The organism is Schleiferilactobacillus shenzhenensis LY-73 (genome assembly GCF_000469325.1).
GTDB classification, from domain to species: Bacteria; Bacillota; Bacilli; order Lactobacillales; family Lactobacillaceae; genus Schleiferilactobacillus; species Schleiferilactobacillus shenzhenensis.
Genome location: NZ_KI271591.1, coordinates 3,429 through 25,690, shown reverse-complemented (window position 1 = coordinate 25,690; position 22,262 = coordinate 3,429). Strand labels below are relative to the sequence as shown.

Below are 22,262 nucleotides of genomic sequence, written 5' to 3'. Positions count from 1 at the left end.
TCCAATAAGCGACTTCTCGTTCAAGCTGTTGTTCGCGTTCAGTCGTCGCTGCCTTGTTCATGAGCCCACCACCTTCCTGCTTTTCGATAAAAACGATAGTAGGATTATAGCAAGCCAGGGAAATAAAAGGAAGCCCTTTCCAAGGCTTTCTGGAAAGGACTTCTAGTGGATGATGCCAGGCTTGGCGGGCCGAAGGGTCCGCCGTTCTTCAATGGCTAAACCGCTGAGTAACCGCTCCAGCTGTTGGTAACGGAGCCGCTTCACCTCGGTTTGGTTGTGGGGCCATTGCAAGTGCCCGTTCTCGAACCGCTCGTACAATAGGAGAAAGCCGTCGCCGTCCCAATACAAGGCCTTGAAGCGGTCGCTGCGTGTTCCGCAAAACAGGAACAAGGAATGGTCAAACACGTCCAGGTCGTACTCGGACTGGATCAACGCGGCCAGACCGTCGATGCCTTTACGGAGATCTGTCCGACCGCAGACGATGAAGATCTTAGCGCTGGTCAGGTCGGGCAGCATTGCCGGTCATCTCCTGTAGAATGATATGGGCGAGATAACCGTCGATGCCGTTGTAAAGGAGCACTTCGGCGTCGCCGAACCTCACTTTGACCCCCAGCTTGGTCTTAACAATCGGTGTACTGGCCGCACGGTTTACCAGCTCTACGGGGACGATGTCTTTGATTTGGGTCATAGGAAAACCTCCATCCATTGATTGATGTCTCAATTATGGGCGGAGGTTTCCTCTGAGGCTACGTACCCAGTTATTTGACGCTTACCTTACATTGCTGAAGAGTAGCCCTGGTTATATTCAGGTCAAAAACAAAGACAGCCGCACCGTCTCAACGATAATCATGACGATTATTCGTGAAACAGTGCGACTGTCGTGCCTAGTGTCGGTAGAACATATCTCTACATTGTCAATTCAGTTTGATCGGCTAACGTTGCCAGGTTGTGTTTCACTTGCGCCGCCGAAACCGTAGAAGCACAAGTTGCAAAACACAGAGCGCCGTATAAACAGCTGCCAACACTCCCACTATGGTAGCCCAAGCCATCTTGTTAGTCACTGCCACGAGCACGTTGAACCAGGAAAGCAGGAGCGGGGCTAGCATCTGTTCTTGAATGTAACTACGTTCCCGGCGATCAAGTCGGTACTTTGCGGCCATGAATTGGAGGAACAGAATGGTGAGTCCCAGAACGAGTTGACCCATGACAAAGGTCTTTGCGCTGGGAATGCCTAGAACGGCTGCCAGTACAAACAACACAGGTAACGTGCCCCAAAAAATGAGATACGCTTGTTGGGCTTTTGAAACGCCATTCGAATGCCTTGTAGCCATCATTTCACTTCATTTCCTTGGTTAGCCAAACTAGTGCCAGCTTAGGGCTATAGCCAGATTCGACTGTCCACGACGAGGATGAGATTAATTTTCCGGCACGATACGATACAAATGCTGGCGTCCCTTGGATACTGTTTTGCTCCTTAAAGAAATTCCACTGAGCGGGATCTTTATGAAGCAATTCAACATTGACGTAGTAAACTTTCCCCGAGTACTTCGACAGATCATAATTGGCTAGCGACTTTTCAAATGATGCACAATCAGGACATGTGGGGCGACCAATATAGGCAATTAGTGACTTCCCCCTTTTTACCATCTCCTCAAACTGTGCAACACTGATGGGCTGGAAGATCTTCGTCACGGGGAAGCTTTCGGAAATGAGTGTGTCCGGGGAATTGAGCTGTAACCGAGTTAGCACCGCTTTGTCAGAGAATCCCTCTTGACGAACAATCACAGTACCGTGGGAAATTTTCAGCAATGTTGGCGTGTATTGAATATTGAGATTCTTTACCCTCGAGTTTTCAATGGCAGAAATCTTCTCAAGATTCAAAGAATAGAACTGTTTCCCCAGACGCATCGTGTTCAACAACTTGATCTCCTTTTGGCAAGGCGGACAAGAAGGCTCGTATACAAACAGAGAAAACGAATCTTTGTCCGCAATTTTTTCCCCCAATTTCTGCGGAGAGATTGGTCGACTAATAGCTGCAGGCGATGCACCTTTATCGGACAGTGAGGCCATATTCGCTCTTGCCTGGCAAGAGCACATTAGGAATACCATTGCCAGCAGCATAAGCAAAGATTCTTTGATGAAGACAACCTTTACTTCACGCATAAATAATCCCCTCCTACATCAAAGGGACAATTGCCAAATTGTTTACCCAACCATAGTTGGGCAAACGTTAGCTGCTGTCCAGTAACCATTTACACACACTTTGTACTTGGGCACGTAACATCCCCACGCTTCTACACCAGTGCAAACAACGTATGCCCAGAATTTAGGCATTCCGCCGCACACCCAATCGTTAATTCTGTTACATGTTTCATCATAGCGTCCACCGCCTGACGCATAAGCCGTACAGGTAAAAATCTGACAGGTAACAATGGAATTAGGAGATGCCTTTTGTTTCCCCTGCGTTGGACTCATCGACGAACTGACTTGACGATTAGAATCGGCAGTTTGCTGCTGTTCAACAGCATCTTTGAGCAATATGCTTTGCCGATTCTGTACATCTCGGGCCAATGTTTCGGTGTCTACTTTTGCCTCATCCGGTGTAATCTCGTTCTGCTGACCGGTCACGAAATCCATGATTGGAATTGCCTTTTGTGACTTGGCACCCGCAGCATAGTCAAGTAAAACGACGTGAGTGATTTCATTTGACTCACGGTCGTAAAATACTGTCAATGGTGAAAGAACCTCCGTCGTGAATTGACCGCTGATTGCGGGATGAGAAGTAATTTTGCTCGTTGCTTTCGTGGAATACGAATAGACGAGCATCTCTCCACTTTCGTCTCCATTTGCGTCAAAAATTGGTTTGACGATTTGTGGCGTTTGGCTTGTAATGCGGTCAAATACTTTCTTGTAAGCGGAGCTGTTGCTGAATGCACTTGTGGCCAAGTCAGTCATCGAATCCGCGTCAGCTTTCGCCAGCTGGCCAGAAGGAACCGTTAAAAGGATACCGATGACGATGCTCAAAGCAAGCAAAAGCTTCCTGAACGTTTTGTTGAACATGAGTATTTCTCCCCTTTCTGCCTTAGTAACCCAACCAAACTATTTCGTACCGACTACCAACAATCAACTCTACAATATTGCTGTCGCCAAAACGTCCTGATATTGACGAATTTTTCGAATCCGTGATCGGAACAGGGTATCCTCCTCTCCCCGAAGAATCTCTGGGCAGCAATTAATTTTTCACAATCTGCGAATCAGAACACGCTTTCAAAAATTCTGCATCATGCATGCTCTACATATCACGTTACCTATTTCACATTTGCTGTCCTTACTCTACGACCCAATCTTGGAAAATGCAAGAACTTCGTCTCGAAAAAGCCAAGGAAATAGCTAGCCAAGTTTATTGACGAGCAATTTTACTTGGAAACCACGCTAAAGCTCTGCTCCAACTCTATTCTAAACAGCTTTCACTCCTCAGAGTGGGCTCTGAAAATTCTCTCGTCACCGTCATTCGTAAGCGTGAAATAAATCGGTACGCAGACAAGGCTCGTGCCATTTTGTATGATAACAGGGTCACAGGAGCCTCTCTTCTCATTGTTCGAATTCTGCTGGTTTACCGAGCAAGCCGGACTTGCATCGTTGCCGCCCGGCCAAAGATGCGTGCAGTACCGTCGAACCGCGAGCACCGCCAAATTTGCAATCTCTAAGAGCCCCTAAAAAAGCTCGTGTGTTCACGTCATTAACTTCGGCTGAACGCATGACGCCGAGAATGATGCCGGTGGCCTTAGTACCCTGAAAGTTAGTGCGAAATGGGGCGCTTCCTCAGGCCATGACCAGCTATTTGATGACCTGCTCCGCCTGGTTATTGGAGATTTCCAACCAACCGTTGATTAGTACGTGGGCCAGTCCAGACTGCTGGTGTTCGGCACATTCCACAGCCCAATCGAGTTTTGCTTTCGCCAGAACACCAAGGTCCTTCAATTAATCATAGAACTCAGCCATGACGTTGACGAGGGTTTCTTGCCTCTTCCTTAAGCGCTCCGACGATGTGAAGTCATTTCACTTCTTCTCCAGAAGGAACATGACGCCACAATATTCAACAGCAGCATAGACGGCGCTCTTCTTGTCATGGTAAATGTCGGTGAGATCAGTGTCAGCCTTAGCGAGCAACTTGTTTTTGGTTCGCGTTCCTTCACTGCTTTCTTGTGCTCGTCGTTAGACAGTGCGTCAGATTCGGGACAATAAGACTTGTTTGACGCCGGCAGTTTCTCGCAGTCTTGATACCTGTCCGTTTGCAAGAAGCCGGTGTGCCCCCAATTCCTCGGCGATCTGCAAGTGTGCGCGGACGTCTTTATCTGTAAAATGGATGACCTGACGTCTAGCATACCTGCCCGGAAGCCATCAACCAATAGCACGTCTTCGCCTTGTCACTCTCGATGACGTTGTACAGCGTCTCGTCTGCGCGAATGATACCTTGGTTGGGCAGCTCCTGCTTCATCAGATCGTGCAAGCGTTCTGGTACCCTTTTGACTACACATGTCAATAAACCAGTTCACTACCAATGCAGTAACACAGGCACTCTGAGGTACTTTGGGGTTTCTGCCGCTGAGCCCGCTTCCGCCCGAACATTTCCATCATTGCCCTGACCTTCACCACGGAAGTCGCCGATTCCCTGATTCTCTCCTGGGGCACCACCCCGATCGTCATTGGCGGCACGGAGAACATTAACGACATCTATGCCACGGCGGAGAAAGTGGCCATGGACCAAGGCCTGGTGAAGAAAGGCGACCGCATGGTCATCATTCTGGGCATTCCGTTCGGCAAGTCCCATCACACGAACAATATGTATGATAAGGAAATCGGCGAAGACTAATCTCCTCGCTTCAAAAAAGCATCAGCAGATTCCACCGCGGGGTGGAATCTGCTGATGCTTTTTCTTGTCCTCTCCGGTTCATGATTGCCGTTTACAATGGCAGTCTGATTCCAAAACGCGATGAAAGAAGCTGGGACCCATTGGCGGACAATGAATATGGACCCTGGGCGACGGGGAAAATGATTGGTGTCTCAGCGCTGTGTGTGTGGATTATTAAAAACACACGCATCCGTTCTGAAAACAGGACGCCATCGTAGAATTTGGAAACGCAGGACGAGGAAAGGATACTGTTAGGATAGCATGCGGGTAGCGGCCCAATCCTGCAAACGATAACTGGCAAATCGGAGCAAATTGAGGGCCATCTTATCGTTAAACTTGACGAGATAACGGGACTTCGGTCGGCGGGCAGTGATTGCCCGCCGAATTGTACGGGAGACATCCGCAACCGTTTGGGTGGGTTTGGTAATCATTCGTGACTGTTTTTCCGCCATCGCTCGGTATGGCGAATTTTGCGGGGGTGCTTTGCAGCAAATGCGTATTTGTGACCTTTGCCCAGTTTGTCCGCGTAATGCCCGGCTCAATAATGATGACATCAATACCAAAAGGTTTCATCTCAAGCCGCAAAACGTCGCTCATTGTTTCTAAAGCATGCTTAGAAATGTAGTACCAGCCCGCTAATGCCGAATAGCTTCGGCCGGCCAGCGATGAAATGTTGACGATTTTACCCGCTTTTTGCGCCCGCATGGTCGGAATGACCAACTTAATCAGGTCCGCAATGCCCAAGAGATTCACGTCCAGCTGTTCTCTTGCTTCTGCCAGCGGCACTTCTTCAATCGCGCCGAATAATCCGTAACCTGCCGCATTGACAAGCACGTCGATTCGCCCGTAACGGGTGATCACATCCTGGATAAACGCCACACGGCTATCATGGTCGGTTACGTCTAAATACTTTGCCTCAATCGCCGTGCCTTTCAAGTTGGCGATATGGCGGGCACCCCCAATCACCGTGTACCCATTTTTGACCAAATCCAACGCAGTTTGCTGCCCAATGCCGGACGAAGCACCCGTGACAATGGCCACTTTCTTCATATTCACAGCCCCTTTTACCGATAGAGTTATCTCTTAACAGCACTGCCATCTTAACTGATAGGGTTATCGCTTGTCAAGTAAAGCCGTTTCCGGTACGATTAACACGAGGTGTGCGATGAAACCAAAAAACAAAGAATTGAAACAACGCATTATCCGGACGACAAGCGCCCTGATTATCCAGAATGGCGTAGAAAATACGTCAACAGTGAAAGTGGCCCGGCGACTGAAGATTGCGCAGTCGAACATTTATTCTTACTTTCCCAACAAGCAAGCACTGCTGTTGGATGTTTTCCGCTATCATCAAGCCATCCTCATTACCCGCTTGGCGCCTGTGCTGCACGTTGGGTTGGCCCCTAAAGTACAAATCGATGCGTTAACGCAGAACATGATTCAGTTTGGCCGAGAAGACCCTGAAACTATCCAAATCATTCGCATTTTTCGGCAAACCCCCAGTATGCGGCCGCTGTTGCCAAAAATCAGCGATGATTCTTTTTTTACGGCGCTCTTTCAGCAACTGGCACAATTCCAGCAGCGCGGCCTGATTATCGAGATCGATCTGCCGTTTCTTGTCGAGAACGTCTTCTCAATCATTATCAATTATCTGACCGCCCTGGAAGCCGGGGAACTTGATGAACGAGAAACAACAACCGCGCATGTTTGTGCCTTGGTCGATCGTCTGGTGCTGACCCCTCTGCAGGGATGAAGCGCTGGCAGGGTGCCGGTTGGCAAAGGACGACGCCGTAATGATCTCCTCTAGCGGCAGCAAATACGGATTGCTCCGTTGGGGGCTTTTTTTGCGCGAAAACGCGAAAAAAAGCCGCCGCGAGGGGAGGTCGCGACGGTTTCGTTTTTCTGCCGGACCACCTGGGGAGAGGATAGTCCATGGATGGCGGAAAATTTAGAAGAAAAATCATGAAAAGAATATTTGGGGGAAAGGCGAAAACCTTTCGACGACAGTTATACTACCCGGAAAGTGTGAAGGATTTGTGACGTTTACCGTGCGTTTTTTTGAAGGCGCCCAGTGTGCGGGTCATTTACTCGGCGTTATTTTTCTCCCACTTGCTGCGGCCCCGGACCGCGGCACCGACCATGCCGGCACTGTCACCCAGCTGGGCTTCAACGATCTTCACCGCGCCCAGCGGCTGACGCAATGCGTGGGCCTGGATATAGGCTTGGGCCGGGGCCAAGAGGCGCTGGCCGGCAGCCGCCATCCCGCCGCCGATGATGATCCGCTGGGGATTGAAGACATTGATGATCGATACCAGACCGACCCCCAGCCAGACGCCGGTCTGATCCATCACTTCGTGGGCAACGGCGTCCCCTTTGTCGTAAGCCAGGGAGACCATCTTCCCGGTGAGCGGCTGACCGTCAGCCTGCCACTTGGCTAACACGCTGGTCGGTGCCTTGGCGATCGCCTCTTGGGCGGTCTGGATCAAGCCGGTGGCCGAGACGTACCGTTCCCAGCAGCCGATGTTGCCGCAATTGCACGGCCGGCCGTTGGGGTCGATGGACATGTGGCCCAGCTCGCCGGCACTGTCGGTCGTCCCGTAGAGCATCTGGCCTTGCAGAATGATGCCGGCGCCGACGCCGGTACCCAGCGTGAGCAGAATCGCATTCTGGACGCCCTTTGCGGCCCCTTCGTACCATTCACCGTACGTGTTCATCCGCACATCGTTATCCAGCACGACGGGAATCCCCAGCCGTTTTTCGAACCACTGCACCACCGGCACATCGCGCCATTGGGGGAAGTTGGCCAGGTAGTGAGAAATGCCGGCGTGGACGTCCATCAGACCAGGGACGCCAATCCCCATGGCCGCCAGATCCGCCCGGTCGGTCCCAGTTTCCCGCAACAAGCGGTTCAACAGGTTGGCCAGGTTCTCCAAAATCACATCGGCGCTCTCCGTTGAGCGGCTCGGTGCGCGTTTCTCACCGATCTGCTGCATCTGTTCATCATAAAGGGCGACCTTAGCGTTCGTTCCGCCCAGATCGATCCCTGCAAAAATAGGATTGCTCATTAACCGATCACTCCTTGAAATATATGTTCACCATTGCGCATTACACCCAAAATGTAGCATGTTTCTGAGGGAAAAGCGAGTAATAACGCTATAATGTCAGTAAGGAGTGATCGTTGTGGAACTGAAAATCATGGGCCTGACTGCTGATCTGCAGCCGGCGGTGGATCTGCTGGCGGAACGCTGGGATATCGTCTTGACGAAAACGGCTGGGTTGTCGGTCACATTGGCGCCCAGCACGGCACCGTTAATGATTCGCCGGGCGGATATGACCGGGGACATTGCCTACCCTACCCCGGCGGCTGCCCTGCGGGGCATCACGGCCTGGGTCGCCCATGCCCAGAACGAACGGCACTTTACGTACACCGATGCCAATATTCCGACGACCCTGGGCTTGGTCCTTGACGCCGACGGCCCAGCGGCCTTGACAACCGCTGAGGGCCGCCGCCTGCTGCAACGGGTCGCCGCCTTGGGCTTCACGGCCGTGACCGTGGTGACTCATGCGCCCCAGCCAGCGTGGGCCGATGATGCCCCGCTCCTCGGTTTAACTTGGCAAACCGTCCCGACCGCCCCTGAGTTAACGGCGCAGGCACACTTTTCTCTCTATGCCGAGCAAGGACTGGCCCCGAACCAAGGACTGATGCTCATGGGGGCCAAAGCGGCCGCGGACAAGCCGCCAGCCGCCCTCTGGGTCACGGCTGCTTTCGCCGATGGTGCAGAAACGCCGCTGCGGGCACTCGGCCTGGGGCTGCAAGCCGCCGCGGAAGCCGCCTACTCTGGGGATGCCAGCCCCGCATGGCTGGCCGACCAGTTCTGGCTCATGCAGCACGAAGACTGGGACGGTTTCTTTGCCTTGGATCAATTCGACAACTTCAAACGCCGGGGCAAAGCGAACCGCCACGAGGCCAACCCCAGCAAACAGCTGCTCTACATGGATTGGCTGGTACCCCGTTTTTGGGCCAGCTTCAAAGGCGTGGACGCAGAGAAACACTACCGGGTCTTGGCGGACAAACTGGCCAGTGCCGTGACGACGCCTTTGACTCGCCCGCTCTATGCTTACGCCGTGGCGCTCGCCCGCTTTCTGAGTGCCAAAGCCCACGTCCTGGCCGCCATTCAGGATGCCTACCGCAATGAGGACCGGAGCGAGATGGCCGGCGTGGTGACCGAACTGACTGCATTGGCCCCAGAATTAGACAAGGTCCACGCGACCCGCCAGACTCTGTGGCTGGCGGAACACCCTGCCGCCGGCTGGGCACTGCTGGACAGCCGTTTTGGCGGGCTGAAACAGCGCTTGCTAACGGCGGTGGATCGGTTAACGGCGTGGCAAAGCGGCACACTCAGTGTCCTGCCCGAATTGGCGGAGGCCATGAACATGACCGCTGCCGCAGCGGACGGACCAGTCGATTATGCGGTTATCACTGGTCAATCGCCGGCTTGAACCGCTGCCCAATAAAGCCTTCATGCGGTAAGCATTATTCACCCCCCTGCACGGCTTTTCTCTCTATAATGGCCCTATCATCATAGAAAGCAGGGATTCCCATGAGCCGCTTCGATTACCGAGAACAGGAACAAACAGAATACAACTTGGGTAGCGTCCCTTCTGTTGTCGTCCTCACGGAACGCAACTATTTGCAGTACCAAGGTCAAGGCCCAACATCATTGGCTGACCCGCAGTTCAAAGCCGCCGTGACAGCGATGTACACCTTCGCCGAGGGCATCAAGGACATGGCAGCGACCAGCAAAGCGCTGGCTTGGTTCCGGGATTATGTGCCTTATCCCCTGAGCGTCTTCATCACGCCGGACCAGCACTACACACTGCTCGTCAAGCAGCCGAACTTCACCATTCCTGCACTGCTGGATCAGGTCAAAGCCGACCAACCCGCATTGACTGCGGAAGCGGCGCAGGTCACCTTCTCCCGCCACGCCGAAGGAACGGAGGTGCAGCTGCTGCACACTGGACCGGTGCAGCCAGACAGCCCGGTTTGGACCGCGTTGGCGGACTTTATGACGGCTAATGACATGACGCGCACGAATCCGGGGTACCGGGAATTGTACCTAGACAATCTGCTGACCACCCCGGCCGATCAAGTGCGGACACTGGTCCGTATTCCCGTGACAATTCCAAACGACGGTCAGCAGAATTACGACGTCGCGCGTAATTAACGATTGTCATTGCGCTTTCTCTTCGCCCGTTGATGATGTTCTTCAAGAAGAAAGAGGATCGTCAGAAAAAACTCGTAGTAGAACACACGGTCGAGATTGCTACGCCAGTTCAAGACAAACCTTACCAAAATGACCATGGTGCTCACCACCGCCATAAAGAAAATTATCGTGACATACGGGTGCTCCTGATTCATTCGCCTGAGGTAGTCAGCAATCCCTGGCATAGACTATCGATCCCTTCTACGATTAACGCACCTGTGTTGGCGTTTATTTTATGTTAGCGTAACGTTTCCGAGCAGATACCGCAAACCAATGTGCGTTGCTGATTTGCATGCAGGCATATATCAACACAGTGTGTGTCTCTCTAGACGCCGTACCGGTACAGCCGCGGGGCCACGCTGCCAATCAGGTCCAAAAGGTCATCCGTGTTCCCATGATAATTACGAACAATGGTGTCTAAGATTATTCAATTTTCCCCAATTAGCGAATTGTTTTTCTCCACAATTGAATGTTCGCCTTTAAATCCCGAATGATACCCATCATTCGAGATTTTTTTATGGGAAGAAATGTGGAATATATCATTTGATATCGGGTATTGTTCGTCTTTATAGCCTCCATTGTCGGCGGTAAAAAGGCGATGCTGACCGGTTTCCAAAGCTGTCTTTGGCAACCAGGGTCGCTTGTCCAATGATCGTTCGGTATCTCCGGAAGCGTCAGACAAAAATCGCATGAGAATCAGTATGACGAACATTCTTGTTAGCCTTCTTCTATATAGTTAAGAATTAAGTTGCCAGATACGCCGCCAGCTGGTATGCTGAACCCAACTTGATCAATGGAGGTCAATCATGGCAAAAGTCGCCGTCGTCATGGGGTCAGTCTCCGACTGGCCGACCATGCGCAACACGTGTACCACGCTGCAACAATTGGGTATTGCTTACACAGCCAAGGTGATCTCGGCCCACCGCATGCCCCAGGAACTGGCCCAGTTCGCCAGCACTGCCCGGGCCGCCGGGTACGCGGTGATCATCGCCGGGGCCGGCGGGGCCGCCCACCTGCCGGGCATGCTGGCGGCCAACACCACCCTGCCGGTCTTGGGCGTACCGATCCAGTCCCACGCTCTGAGCGGTATGGATTCACTCCTGTCCATCGTCCAGATGCCCAGCGGGATTCCCGTGGGCACGCTGGCCATAGGCACGGCCGGGGCGACGAACGCCGCCTTGTTAGCCGGCCAGATCCTCGCGCTGCAAGACGCCGGTTTGGTCGCCCAGCTGGCAGCCTACCGTCAGGCCCAGCACGATGCCGCGGTGGAAAGCGAGGCCCAGCTCAGTGAGTAAGCAGTGCTTCCTCCCGCCGGCCACCATCGGTATCGTCGGCGGCGGTCAGCTGGGGCAAATGATGGCCCTGGCCGCGAAGGCCATGGGCTACCGCATCCTGGTGCTGGACCCGACGCCAAACGCCCCGGCCGGCCAGGTGGCGGACGAGCAGATCGTCGCCGCCTACGATGACACCGCCGCGCTCCTGCGGCTGGCCCAGGCCAGCGACGTGCTCACCTACGAATTCGAGAACGTCGACTTGACCACCTTGCGCCAAGCCCAGCAATACGCCGCTTTGCCCCAGGGCACGGAACTGCTGGCGATTTCCCGGGACCGCATCCGGGAGAAGACGTTCCTGGCCGACAACGGCCTGCCCGTCACTCCCTTCGCCAGCGTGCCCACGGCCGCCGCTCTGCCGGCCGCCATCGCCCGGATCGGCTACCCGGCCATCCTGAAGACCACCACCGGCGGCTATGACGGCCACGGTCAGCAGGACGTGAATAGCGCCGCCGACTTGCCGGCGGCAGCCGCCCTCGCGGCCAAGACCCCGTGTATTTTAGAAAAGCGCCAGGCCTACACCCGGGAACTGTCCATCATGGTCACCCGGGACGGTAACGGGACCGTCCGCTGCTTCCCGGTCGTGGAGAACCGCCACGCCCACCACATCCTGCACACCACCATTGCCCCGGCGCCCCGGCTGGGGGTGGACAAGCAAGCCGCCATCCAAGCGATGGCCGCCCGAGTCGCCAACGGGCTGCACCTGGCCGGTGTCCTGGGCATCGAGCTGTTCGAGACGCCCGCCGGTATCCTGGTGAACGAACTGGCGCCCCGGCCCCATAACTCGGGCCACTATTCGATTGAAGCCTGCAATTTCTCACAATTCGCCGCCCACATCTTAAGTATCTGCGGCCTGCCCATTCCGCCGATCACGTTAAGAAAGCCGGCGGTCATGCGCAACTTGCTGGGCACCGACCTGACCACCGCCATGACGCTGTGGCCGGCGCACCCGGAATGGCACTTCCACGATTATGGCAAGGCCGAGATCCGGCCGGGCCGCAAGATGGGCCACATCACTGTCGTTGCTGAAGAAAAACAATCGCTGGCCAATCTCTTAGCCAGCGTGACCTGGGAGGACAACACAACCAATGACTGACACTGCGTTACTTTATTCCGGCAAGGCTAAGCAAGTCTTTGCCACCGCTGACCCAGATGTTTTGAAGATGGTGTACTTAGACCAGGCGACCGCCTTGAACGGTAAGAAGAAAGTCCAGATCCAGGGCAAAGGCCCGGTGAACCTGCAGATTTCTACCTTGCTGTTCCAAACGGTGGCGGCTGCCGGCATTCCCACCCACTACATCGCCACCGATGATGCCACCACTATGCGCGTGCGCAAGTGCACGATGCTGCCGCTGGAAGTGGTCTTCCGCAACTTGGCCTCCGGCCACTTTGAAAGCAAGTTCCAGGTGGCGCACCTGCGGCCTTTTTCCCCGGCCATTCACGAATATTACTTCAAGTCGGATGCGCTGGACGATCCCTTCATTAACAATGATCAGATCAAGGCCCTGGGCATTGCCGACGATGCCACTCTGGCCCAGCTGCGGGACCTCACCGACCGGCTCAATGCGCTGCTCACCGCTCGCTTCGCCCAAGCGGGGATCACCCTGGTGGACGGCAAGTTCGAATTCGGCCGGCTGAGCGACGGCACCCTGGTCCTGGCCGACGAGCTGTCCCCGGACAACTTCCGCCTGGTGGACAGCACCACCAAGGAGTCCCTGGACAAGGACGTCTTCCGCAAGGACGAAGGCCCGCTGGTACCCGTCTACGAAGAAGTGCTCCGGCGCCTGCAAGAAAGCGAGGATTAGTCATGTATAAAGCCAAGATCTACGTGAACTACAAGCCCTCTGTTCTGGATCCCAAAGCCGAGGCCATCAAGACGGCGCTGACCCGGATGGATCACCAAAACGTACAAGACGTGCTCTACGGCAAGTACTTCGAACTGACCCTGGACGGCACCGATGAAGCCGCCGTCCGGGACCAGGTCGAAAGTATCTGTGACCAGCTGCTGGCCAACGTCAACATGGAGACCTACCGTTTCGACTTGGAGGCGGTCTAATGCGCGCGGCCGTCATCACCTTCCCCGGGTCCAACTGCGATACGGACCTGCAATGGGCCCTGCAGCAGATCTGCGGCATCCCCGCCGACTTGATCCCCGCCAGCCAGGACAGTTTGGCCGGGTATGACGCCGTCTTTCTCCCCGGCGGCTTCTCCTACGGCGACTACTTGCGCAGCGGCGCCATCGCCCGCTTCTCCCCCATCATGGGTGCGGTCAAGCAGTTCGCGGCCGCTGGCGGCTACGTCATCGGTATCTGCAACGGCTTCCAGATCCTCACGGAAGCCGGCCTGCTGCCAGGTGCCCTGCAGTGGAATACGTCGCTGCACTTCATCTGCGCCCCGGCGACCCTGACCGTGGTGAACACTGCCACTGCCTTTTCTAACCAATACACCGAGAACCAGGCGATTACCCTGCCCATCGCCCACGGGGAGGGTAACTATTACGCCGACCCGGTGACCCTGGCCGACCTGGAGGCCCACCACCAGGTGGTCTTCCGCTACCGGGAGAACCCCAACGGCAGCCTGAATGACATCGCCGGTATCACCAACCGGGCCGGCAACGTGCTGGGCATGATGCCCCACCCGGAGCGCCGCGTCGAGGCCCTGCTGGGCGGCACCGACGGCCAAGGCGTCTTCAATTCGTTAGCGCACACCGTGAAGGAGGCTGCTGTCCATGTTGCAGGTTGAACTGAGTCCGGAAGAAATTCGCACCGCCAAGCCTTACCGTCAGTGGGACATGACGGACGCCGAATACGCCCGCTTCACTGACTTGATTGGCCACCTGCCCACCTTCACCGAGGTCGGCTTGGCCAGCGGCATGTGGAGTGAACACTGTGCCTACAAGTACAGCAAGCCGGTCCTGCGCCGGTTCTGGACCAAGAACGAGAACGTGGTCATGGGTCCCGGCGAAGGGGCCGGGGCCATCCGCATCGGCGACGGTAAGGTGGTCGTCTTCAAGGCTGAGAGCCACAACCACCCCTCGGCCGTGGAGCCCTATGAGGGTGCGGCCACCGGCGTCGGCGGCATCATCCGGGACATTTTCTCCATGGGCGCCAAGCCCATCGCGGTCCTGGATTCTCTGCGCTTCGGCGAATTGGACAACCCCCGCACCCGCCAGCTGCTGGACCAGATCGTCGCCGGGATTGCCGGTTACGGCAACGCCATCGGTATTCCCACCGTCGGCGGCGAGACGGCCTTCGATCCCACGTATGCCCGCAATCCGTTAGTCAACGCGATGTGCGTCGGCATCATGGACGAAGACCAATTGCAGAAAGGCCGGGCCGCCGGTGTCGGCAACGCCATTCTCTACGTTGGTGCGAAGACGGGCCGGGACGGCATCAACGGGGCGTCCTTTGCCTCGGGTACTTTCTCCGACAGCGAAGCGGCCGACCGCTCCGCCGTCCAGGTGGGCGATCCGTTCATGGAAAAACTCCTGGTAGATGCCTGCTTGGAAGTGACGAACGACCACCAAGATATTCTCGTCGGGATGCAGGACATGGGGGCCGCCGGCTTGGTTTCTTCCAGCGTCGAAATGGCCGGCAAAGCGGACAGCGGCATGCAGCTGGACCTGGATCTGGTACCCCAGAGGGAACCAGGCATGACCCCCTTTGAGATCATGCTGTCCGAATCCCAGGAACGGATGCTGCTGTGCGTCGCCGCCGGCCACGAAGACGAAATCAGCGCCATCTTTGCCCGGTACGGTCTGGACGCAGTCGTCATCGGCCGGGTCACCGCCAGCCACCAATACATTTTGACCCACCACGGCGAGACGGTCTGCGACATTCCCGTGTCGTCCTTAACCAGCGATGCCCCGGTCTACCAGCAAGAAAGCCGGCGGCCGGCGCGGCTGGATTCCCCCGCTGCCCCCTGGCAGCCGGCGATCACCGACCCGACGGCCGCTTGGCTGACCCTGATGAATCAGCCGACCATCGCCAGCAAAGCCAGTCTTTACGGCCGTTATGACGCCCAGGTCCAGACCAACACCGTCGTTTTGCCGGGCAGCGATGCTGCCGTACTGCGCATCAAGGGCACCCAGCGGGCAATCGCCGTCACCACCGACAGTGCCGGCCGCTTCGTTTACCTGGATCCCGCTATCGGCGGCCAGCGCACGGTCGCGGAAGCCGCCGCCAACCTGGTGGCCAGCGGCGCCGCCCCCCTGGGTATCACCGACTGCTTGAACTACGGCGACCCCACCAAACCCGAGATCTTCTATGAGTTAGCGACCTCCGCCGCAGGCATCACAGCCGCCACCAAGGTCTTCAACACCCCCGTCATCTCGGGCAACGTCTCGTTGTATAACGAGACCAACGGCACCGCCATCTACCCCACCCCGATGGTGGGCATGGTGGGCGTCATCGACGATTTGACCACCATTACCACCCCGGCCTTCAAGCAGCCGGATGATCTGGTTTATCTGGTCGGTGAGACCACGGCCGATTTCAGCGGCAGCGAAGTGCAGAAGATGCTGACAGGCACCATCGGCGGGACGCTTCCCGCTTTGCCCCTGACTGCGATCAAAGACCGCCAAGACCACGTCCTGCGGGCAATTCGCACCCACTTGGTCAGTGCCGTGCACGACATCAGCGAAGGCGGGCTCCTGGCAGCTCTGGCGGAAATGGCCTTCCCGAACATGCTCGGGGCGGCCCTGAAGATCAACGTGCCCGCCGCCTGGCTTTTCTCCGAGACCCCGGGCCGGTTCCTGATCACGGTCGCACCGGCGCACCAGCAGGCCTTCGAAGCGGCCCTGGGCGGCGCCGCCGCCTTGCTGGGTACCGTCACGGCGGCCCCGCAATTCACTATTGCTGCCGCCGATGCCACCTTTTTGGCTGCTGTACCCGACCTGCACAAGGCCTGGGAGGAGGGCATCCCGTGCCGGCTGAACTAAAAGAACTCAACGAAGAATGCGGCTTGTTCGGTGTCTGGGGCAATCCCCACAGCGCCGCCATCACCCACCTGGGCCTGCACACGCTGCAGCACCGCGGCCAGGAAGGGGCCGGCATCGTCGGCCTGACCCCGAACGGGTTGCGCCGCCACTACGGCCTGGGCCTGCTCAGTGAAGTCTTCACCAAGCCTGAAGACCTCACCGCCCTGTCTGGCCGCGCTGCCTTAGGCCACGTGCGTTACGCCACGGCCGGCGGGCGGTTGTTAGAAAACATCCAGCCCCTGCTCTTCCGCTTCAGCACCGAGGCGATGGCCTTGGCCCACAACGGGAACTTGACCAACGCGCTCTCCCTGCGCAAGGCCTTGGAGGACACCGGGGCCATTTTCCACACCACCAGCGATACCGAAGTCCTGATGCACCTGCTGCGCCGCTCTCCGGCCAGCACGTTCACTGGCCAGCTGACTGATGCCTTGAACCAGGTCCACGGCGGCTTTGCCTTTCTGCTCTTAACGGAAAAGGGCTTGTTCGCGGCGGTGGACCCCAACGGCTTCCGGCCGCTGGTTCTGGGCACGCTGCCGGACGGCGGCACCGTCGTCTGCAGCGAAACGGCCGCCCTGGATGCAGTGGGGGCAGACTTCGTGCGGGACATCCAGCCGGGCGAACTCGTCAGCATCACCGATGTCGGTGTCACCACCCAGCCATACACCTTGCAGACCACGCTGAGCGTCTGCTCCATGGAGTTCATCTACTTCGCCCGGCCGGACTCCGAGATCCACGGCGTCAACGTCCACCAAGCGCGGGTGGCCATGGGCGAGCGGCTGGCCCAAGAACAGCCAGCGGATGCCGACATCGTCGTCGGCGTGCCCAACTCGTCCCTCTCTGCCGCCCTGGGCTACGCCCGGGCCAGCGGCATCCCCTACGATCTGGGCCTGGTCAAGAGCCAATACGTCGCCCGCACCTTCATCCAGCCCACCCAGGCGCTGCGGGAAGCCGCGGTGAAGCGCAAGCTCAGCGCCGTCCGAGCCGTCGTCGAAGGCAAGTCCGTCGCCCTTATCGACGATTCCATCGTCCGTGGAACGACTTCCATGCAGCTGGTACGGCTGCTGAAGAACGCCGGTGCCAAGGCGGTCCACCTGCGCATTGCGTCGCCGCCCCTGCGCTTCCCCTGCTTCTACGGGATCGACATCCAGTCGACCCATGAACTGATGGCCGCCAACCACACCGTGCGGGAGATGCGCGATCTGCTGGGGGCGGATTCCCTGGGCTTTCTCTCCACCAAGGCGCTGGAAGAAAGCGTCAATCTGGACCCGACGGCACCCCACCGGGGGCTGTGCGTCGCCTACTTCACCGGGGAGTACCCGACCCCGCTGTATGACTACGCGGACGCCTTGCACAAGGAACTGGCCCAGCTGCACATCACCGTATCGGAGGTCTCTGCCTAATGCCCATTGATTACACCCAAGCCGGCGTGGACATCGCCGCCGGGGAAGAAACGGTCCACCGCCTCCTGCCGCTGGCTGAAAGTACGTACGACCAAAACGTCCGCGCGGGGGTGGGCGGCTTCGCGGCCGCCTACGCCCTGCCCCAAGACCCCGACCGGCTGCTGGTGAGTGCCACCGACGGCGTGGGCACCAAGCTCCTCGTTGCCTTGGCCCAGCACAAGCTGGACACGATTGGGATCGACCTGGTGGCGATGATCGCCAACGACCTGCTGACCACCGGCGCCGCGCCGCTGTTCTTCCTGGACTACCTGGCGGTGGATACCCTGCGGCCGGATGACGCCGCCCAGATCCTGGCGGGCATCGTCGCCGGCTGCCGCCAGGCCAAGCTCGCCCTGATCGGCGGCGAGACCGCCGAGATGCCGGGCATCTATCCGGCGAACCACTTCGACCTGGCCGGCTTCGGTGTCGGCCAAGTGACCGCGGCCGACCGCCTGCCGGCGCACATCACCGCCGGCGACGTCCTGGTCGGACTGCCCAGCAGCGGCTTGCACAGCAACGGATTCTCCCTGGTCCGCCGGCTGCTGCCGGTCACCGACCCAGCGCTGCTGGTCCCCACCCGCATCTACGAACCGATCGTGCGGCCCTTACTAGACCGGCACGTACTCCACGGTCTGGCCCACATTACCGGCGGCGGCTTAGCCGACAACGTGCCCCGGATGCTGCCCCAGGACCTGGCGGCCCGAATCGACCCGGCCGCCTGGCAATGGCCGGCCGTCTTCACCCGCCTGCAAGCCGCCGGCGACCTGTCCTTGGCGACAATGCGCCAAACCTTCAACCTGGGCATCGGCATGGTCCTGGCCGTCGCCCCGGACCAGCTGGCGGCGCTGCCGGCCGAAGCGATCCGGTTGGGCAGGGTGGTGCCCCGGACCCAGGATGCATTGGAATGGGGGCCGCTGGCATGAAACGCCTAGCCGTTTTTGCCTCCGGCAACGGCACCAACTTCGAGGCTCTGGCCGACTACTTCCAAGATCCGGCCAAAGACGTCCAAATCAGTGTGGTCGTGTGCGACCACCGGCGCGCCCCGGTGATCGCCAAGGCGGCTGCCCGGGACATCCCCGTCCAGCTCGTCAACTATAAGCAAAGCGGCTCCAAACAAGCCGCCGAAGAAGCCATCCTGGCCGCACTGCCGCCCGTCGACCTGATCGTCTTGGCCGGCTTCATGCGGATCATCGGCCCCACGCTGCTGGCGGCCTTCCCCCGGCGCATCGTCAATCTGCACCCGGCCCTGCTGCCGGCGTTTCCCGGCCGGACCGGCATCGCTGATGCCTATGCCTACGGCGTGAAAATCACCGGGGTCACTGTCCATTTCGTTGATGCCGGCATCGATACTGGGGAAATCATCGCCCAGGAACCGGTCCGGATCCTCCCGGGTATGACCGAGCCTGAACTGGAGACCGCCATTCATACCGTCGAACACCGCTTATTACCCGCCACTATTGAACAGCTAATGACAGAAGGAGTGTGCTGAATCGTGCGTCGTGCATTGTTAAGCGTATCGGATAAGATTGGATTAGCAGAATTTGCCCAGGGGCTGATCGCCCAAGGGTTTGAACTGATCACCACAGGGGGCACCCGGGTGGCCTTGACCGCCGCGGGCGTGCCCAGTACCGAGGTGAGCGCCGTCACCGGCTTCCCGGAGATGCTGGACGGCCGCGTCAAGACCCTGCACCCGGCGATTGCCGCCGGTCTGCTGGCCCGCCGGGATGTCCCCGCCCATATGGCGGCTTTGGCCGACCATGACCTGGCCCCCATCGACCTCGTCGCCATTAATCTTTATCCCTTCGCCGAGACCATTAAGAAAGCCGGCGTCACCCGGGCCGAAGCCATCGAGCAGATCGACATCGGCGGCCCCACCGCCCTGCGCGCCGCCGCCAAGAACAGCGACAGCGTCTGGGCCGTGGCCGACCCCGCCGATTACCCGGCCGTCTTGACGGCCCTGGCCGCTGACGATGCAGATTACCGCCGGCAGCTGGCGGCCAAGGTGTTTCAAATCACGGCCGCCTACGACGCCCAAATCGCCGCCTACCTTTCTGACGATCCCTTCCCCGAACGCTTCACGCCCACCTACACCAAGAAGCAGGCGCTGCGCTACGGTGAGAACAGCCACCAGCACGCCGCTTTCTACGCCGCCCCGGATGCCCCGGCGGATTCCCTGGTCAACGCGGTGCAGCTGCACGGTAAGAAACTGTCTTACAACAATATCAAGGACGCCGACGCCGCGCTGCGGATGCTGGCCGAATATCCGGATAAGCCCACGGTAGTCGCCGTCAAACACATGAATCCCTGCGGCATCGGCCAGGGCGCGACTATCGAAGAGGCCTGGGATAAGGCCTACGCCGCTGATTCGATGTCCATCTTTGGCGGCATCATCGCCTTGAACCGGCCGGTGGACGCCGCTACCGCCGAGAAGATGCACCAGCTCTTCCTGGAGATCATCATGGCCCCCAGCTACGATGATGATGCGTTGGCAATCCTGGAGAAGAAGAAGAATCTTCGGGTCTTGACCATTACCCTGCCGGACCAGTCAACCGCACCCCGCTACGAGACCGTCTCCGTCACCGGCGGCCTGCTGGTGCAAGAAAGCGACCAGCAGCTGGAAGGCCCCGCAGACCTCACCGTGGTGACGGAAACGCAGCCCACAGAAGTGCAAATCGCCGCCCTGGTCTTCGCCCAATCCGTCGTCAAACACGTCAAGAGCAACGCCATCGTCGTCGCCCAAGACGGTCAGACCCTGGGCATCGGTGCCGGTCAGATGAACCGCATCGGTTCCGTGGAGATTGCCTTGAAGGAAGCTCAGCAAAACGCCAACTTTGCCGGTGCGGTGCTGGCTTCGGATGCTTTCTTCCCCATGGACGACTGTGTCGACTACGCTGCCAAGCACGGTATCCGGGCTATTATCCAGCCCGGCGGCAGTATTCGCGACCAGGACTCCATCGATAAGGCCAACACTTACGGCATCGCCATGGTCACCACTGGCGTCCGCCACTTCCGCCATTAAGGAGAATCTGACATGCATGATATTCTGATCATCGGCGAGGGCGGTCGCGAGAGTGCCCTCGGCCTCAAGTTCAAGCAGTCGCCCCAAGTCGGTACGGTCTATGTCGCACCAGGTAATCCGGGGATGCGCCGGCTGGGGTTAGAAACGGTCCCCCTGGGCATTGATGACTTCCCGAGACTGATTCAATTTGCCCAAGCCCACGGCGTGGCCCTCACCTTCGTCGGTCCCGAAGTCCCCTTAGCCGCCGGCATTGTGGATGCCTTCCAAGCCGCTGGTCAGGTGATCTTCGGCCCGACCCAAGCCGCTGCCCAGCTGGAAGCCAGTAAAGCCTTTGCCAAGGCCTTCATGCACCGCCACGGACTGCCCACGGCCAACAGCCGCACCGTGCACTCCTTGGCCGCCGGTCAGCAGGTATTGGCTGATTCGGGTGTCCCTTTGGTCTTCAAAGCGGACGGACTGGCTGCCGGCAAGGGGGTCGTTGTCGCGCTGACTCACACCGATGCCGAAGCTGCCCTGGCCCACCTCTACGCCGCTGATTCCCAGGCCCCGGTGGTCATTGAAGAATATCTGCAAGGACAGGAAGCGTCGGTCCTCGCCCTTTACCACAACGGGACGTATGTCACCCTGCCCCTGGCCCAAGACCACAAACGCCGCTTCGACAACGATGCCGGCCCCAACACTGGCGGCATGGGGGCCATCTCCCCCGCCCCGCAATTTTCCGCGGACGAAAAGGAAGCTGCCCGCACCCTGGTCGCCCGCACCATCAGCGGCATGGTCAGCGACGGCTTGGGCGGTTGCGGCGTGCTGTACATTGGCCTGATGTTCACCGCCGCCGGCCCCAAGATCTTGGAGTACAACCTGCGCTTCGGTGATCCCGAGACCCAGGTCCTCATGCCCCAGATTCAGAACGACTTCTACGCCGTCATCACGGATCTGCTCAAGGACCACCCCGCCCCGCTGCAGCTGGACGGCCAGACTTACGTCGCCGTGGTCGCCGCCCATCCCGCTTACCCCGCCGGCCCCATGTCAGCACTGCCGCTAGCGGAGATTCCCGCGGCGTGGCCCACCGGCCGCTGGCTCCCCGCCGGGGTCAGTGAAGAAAACGGGCAGCTATATTCCCACGGCGGACGGGTCTTCGCGGTAATTGGTCAGGGTGCCGACCTGCCCATGGCCCAAGCCGATGCTTACCGCTTGATGGCCGCGGTGCAAGGACCGCTGGCGATCCGCCATGATATCGGCGCGAAAGCCGTCGTGACGCGCTAACTTCTTAAATCCATCAGAATACAAAGGGACTGGGACAAAATTCATATTCCGACATT

The 22,262-nt window shown here is 58.1% G+C and carries 25 protein-coding genes and 1 pseudogene; 15 read left to right on the top strand and 11 right to left on the bottom strand.

The annotated features are described in order from the left end of the window. Positions 1-162: 162 nt before the first annotated feature. From tnpB to L248_RS16430, 7 genes are all read right to left on the bottom strand, one after another. Complete coding sequence (gene tnpB / locus L248_RS08655; RefSeq protein WP_022529800.1) at positions 163-516, bottom strand: IS66 family insertion sequence element accessory protein TnpB; 354 nt, start codon at positions 514-516, stop codon at positions 163-165. Continuing rightward, on the bottom strand, positions 491-688 hold the full coding sequence (locus L248_RS08650) for a hypothetical protein (protein ID WP_022529799.1): 198 nt from the start codon (positions 686-688) through the stop codon (positions 491-493). Before L248_RS08650 ends, tnpB begins: the two co-directional genes overlap by 26 nt. Before the next feature lie 265 nt (positions 689-953). Beyond that, positions 954-1,334, bottom strand: a complete 381-nt coding sequence (locus tag L248_RS08645) for a hypothetical protein (protein WP_040535805.1) — start codon at positions 1,332-1,334, stop codon at positions 954-956. A 1-nt stretch (position 1,335) separates the two neighbouring features. After that, positions 1,336-2,163 (bottom strand): thioredoxin family protein, encoded by an 828-nt coding sequence (locus L248_RS15215; RefSeq protein ID WP_051999944.1) that lies wholly within the window; start codon positions 2,161-2,163, stop codon positions 1,336-1,338. Between the two features lie 42 nt (positions 2,164-2,205). Further along, a complete protein-coding gene (locus tag L248_RS08635; RefSeq protein WP_022529797.1) occupies positions 2,206-3,060 on the bottom strand; it encodes a hypothetical protein in 855 nt (284 codons plus the stop codon). Between the two features lie 777 nt (positions 3,061-3,837). After that, complete coding sequence (locus L248_RS16530; protein WP_022529795.1) at positions 3,838-3,981, bottom strand: IS66 family transposase; 144 nt, start codon at positions 3,979-3,981, stop codon at positions 3,838-3,840. 397 nt (positions 3,982-4,378) lie between these two features. Then, positions 4,379-4,510, bottom strand: coding sequence for a hypothetical protein (locus L248_RS16430; RefSeq protein WP_281169986.1), 132 nt, complete (start codon positions 4,508-4,510; stop codon positions 4,379-4,381). Between the two features lie 111 nt (positions 4,511-4,621). Between L248_RS16430 and L248_RS15615 the strand changes: the two are divergent. Continuing rightward, positions 4,622-4,873: pseudogene (locus L248_RS15615) on the top strand (pyruvate kinase alpha/beta domain-containing protein); the annotation flags it as partial. 369 nt (positions 4,874-5,242) lie between these two features. Here L248_RS15615 and L248_RS08630 read toward each other — a convergent pair. Then, on the bottom strand, positions 5,243-5,962 hold the full coding sequence (locus tag L248_RS08630; protein ID WP_245585290.1) for an SDR family NAD(P)-dependent oxidoreductase: 720 nt from the start codon (positions 5,960-5,962) through the stop codon (positions 5,243-5,245). Between the two features lie 115 nt (positions 5,963-6,077). On the opposite strand from L248_RS08630, the gene L248_RS15210 reads away from it, so the two are divergent. Next, a complete protein-coding gene (locus L248_RS15210; RefSeq protein ID WP_022529791.1) occupies positions 6,078-6,665 on the top strand; it encodes a TetR/AcrR family transcriptional regulator in 588 nt (195 codons plus the stop codon). A gap of 331 nt (positions 6,666-6,996) precedes the next feature. Here the strand turns inward: L248_RS15210 and L248_RS08620 are convergent, their stop codons facing one another. Further along, entirely contained in the window at positions 6,997-7,977 is a 981-nt protein-coding gene (locus L248_RS08620) for an ROK family protein (RefSeq protein ID WP_022529790.1), read from the bottom strand. Between the two features lie 115 nt (positions 7,978-8,092). Here L248_RS08620 and L248_RS08615 point away from each other — a divergent pair, with 115 nt between their 5' ends. Next, complete coding sequence (locus tag L248_RS08615) at positions 8,093-9,412, top strand: hypothetical protein (protein WP_040535803.1); 1,320 nt, start codon at positions 8,093-8,095, stop codon at positions 9,410-9,412. A gap of 101 nt (positions 9,413-9,513) precedes the next feature. Next, positions 9,514-10,137, top strand: a complete 624-nt coding sequence (locus L248_RS08610; RefSeq protein ID WP_022529788.1) for a hypothetical protein — start codon at positions 9,514-9,516, stop codon at positions 10,135-10,137. On the opposite strand, the gene L248_RS08605 is transcribed toward L248_RS08610, so the two are convergent. Then, positions 10,134-10,361 carry a hypothetical protein gene (locus L248_RS08605; protein WP_040535800.1) on the bottom strand — a complete coding sequence of 76 codons (228 nt, stop codon included), beginning with the start codon at positions 10,359-10,361 and terminating at the stop codon, positions 10,134-10,136. The genes L248_RS08610 and L248_RS08605 overlap by 4 nt on opposite strands. A gap of 242 nt (positions 10,362-10,603) precedes the next feature. Further along, positions 10,604-10,888: a hypothetical protein gene (locus L248_RS08600; protein ID WP_040535797.1), complete on the bottom strand. Its 285-nt coding sequence runs from the start codon at positions 10,886-10,888 to the stop codon at positions 10,604-10,606. A 94-nt stretch (positions 10,889-10,982) separates the two neighbouring features. Here L248_RS08600 and purE point away from each other — a divergent pair, with 94 nt between their 5' ends. From purE to purD, 11 genes are read left to right on the top strand one after another with little or no spacing between them, the layout of a single operon-like run. Next, positions 10,983-11,471, top strand: a complete 489-nt coding sequence (gene purE, locus L248_RS08595) for a 5-(carboxyamino)imidazole ribonucleotide mutase (protein WP_022529786.1) — start codon at positions 10,983-10,985, stop codon at positions 11,469-11,471. Beyond that, on the top strand, positions 11,434-12,603 hold the full coding sequence (gene purK / locus L248_RS08590; RefSeq protein ID WP_051999942.1) for a 5-(carboxyamino)imidazole ribonucleotide synthase: 1,170 nt from the start codon (positions 11,434-11,436) through the stop codon (positions 12,601-12,603). The genes purE and purK overlap by 38 nt, the downstream gene beginning before the upstream one ends. Next, entirely contained in the window at positions 12,596-13,312 is a 717-nt protein-coding gene (locus L248_RS08585) for a phosphoribosylaminoimidazolesuccinocarboxamide synthase (protein ID WP_022529784.1), read from the top strand. The genes purK and L248_RS08585 overlap by 8 nt, the downstream gene beginning before the upstream one ends. 2 nt (positions 13,313-13,314) lie before the next feature. Continuing rightward, positions 13,315-13,563, top strand: coding sequence for a phosphoribosylformylglycinamidine synthase subunit PurS (purS, locus tag L248_RS08580; protein WP_022529783.1), 249 nt, complete (start codon positions 13,315-13,317; stop codon positions 13,561-13,563). Beyond that, entirely contained in the window at positions 13,563-14,249 is a 687-nt protein-coding gene (gene purQ, locus L248_RS08575; RefSeq protein ID WP_022529782.1) for a phosphoribosylformylglycinamidine synthase subunit PurQ, read from the top strand. The genes purS and purQ overlap by 1 nt, the downstream gene beginning before the upstream one ends. Further along, the gene (gene purL / locus L248_RS08570; protein WP_022529781.1) at positions 14,236-16,446 is read left to right on the top strand and encodes a phosphoribosylformylglycinamidine synthase subunit PurL; all 2,211 of its coding nucleotides are present in this window, start codon (positions 14,236-14,238) and stop codon (positions 16,444-16,446) included. Before purQ ends, purL begins: the two co-directional genes overlap by 14 nt. Beyond that, the gene (gene purF, locus L248_RS08565; RefSeq protein ID WP_022529780.1) at positions 16,431-17,885 is read left to right on the top strand and encodes an amidophosphoribosyltransferase; all 1,455 of its coding nucleotides are present in this window, start codon (positions 16,431-16,433) and stop codon (positions 17,883-17,885) included. Before purL ends, purF begins: the two co-directional genes overlap by 16 nt. Next, positions 17,885-18,847 (top strand): phosphoribosylformylglycinamidine cyclo-ligase, encoded by a 963-nt coding sequence (gene purM, locus L248_RS08560; protein WP_022529779.1) that lies wholly within the window; start codon positions 17,885-17,887, stop codon positions 18,845-18,847. The genes purF and purM overlap by 1 nt, the downstream gene beginning before the upstream one ends. Further along, complete coding sequence (purN, locus tag L248_RS15885) at positions 18,844-19,413, top strand: phosphoribosylglycinamide formyltransferase (RefSeq protein ID WP_022529778.1); 570 nt, start codon at positions 18,844-18,846, stop codon at positions 19,411-19,413. The genes purM and purN overlap by 4 nt, the downstream gene beginning before the upstream one ends. Positions 19,414-19,416: 3 nt before the next feature. Further along, positions 19,417-20,943 (top strand): bifunctional phosphoribosylaminoimidazolecarboxamide formyltransferase/IMP cyclohydrolase, encoded by a 1,527-nt coding sequence (gene purH / locus L248_RS08550; RefSeq protein ID WP_040535794.1) that lies wholly within the window; start codon positions 19,417-19,419, stop codon positions 20,941-20,943. A gap of 12 nt (positions 20,944-20,955) precedes the next feature. Next, positions 20,956-22,206, top strand: coding sequence for a phosphoribosylamine--glycine ligase (gene purD, locus L248_RS08545; RefSeq protein ID WP_040535793.1), 1,251 nt, complete (start codon positions 20,956-20,958; stop codon positions 22,204-22,206). Positions 22,207-22,262 lie beyond the last annotated feature (56 nt).